Consider the following 274-nt stretch of genomic DNA (forward strand, 5'->3'; position numbering starts at 1 on the left):
GCATGAAGAAGTTTTAATTTACCGTGGTAAACGCCTCGTAAACTGGGATCCAAAATTACAAACAGCTCTAACTGACCTAGAAGTTGAGTCTGATAAAGAAGAACACGGTTCACTCTGGCACTTCAAATATTTCTTTGAAGATAAATCGCTTCGCACACACGATGGTAAAGATCATATTGTGGTGGCAACCACTCGTCCTGAAACTTTGTTAGGTGATACAGCGGTTGCGGTTGCGCTAGATGATGAGCGTTATTCGCACCTTGTTGGTCAAAAC

The 274-nt window shown here is 42.3% G+C and carries 1 protein-coding gene; it reads left to right on the forward strand.

What is annotated here, in order from left to right:
* The coding region (locus ACG9ZB_RS17335; protein ID WP_419326857.1) for a class I tRNA ligase family protein at nucleotides 1-274 on the forward strand (274 nt) is incomplete at both ends.

Origin of the sequence: Acinetobacter johnsonii (assembly GCF_048551975.1) — a bacterium.
GTDB lineage: Bacteria > Pseudomonadota > Gammaproteobacteria > Pseudomonadales > Moraxellaceae > Acinetobacter > Acinetobacter johnsonii_A.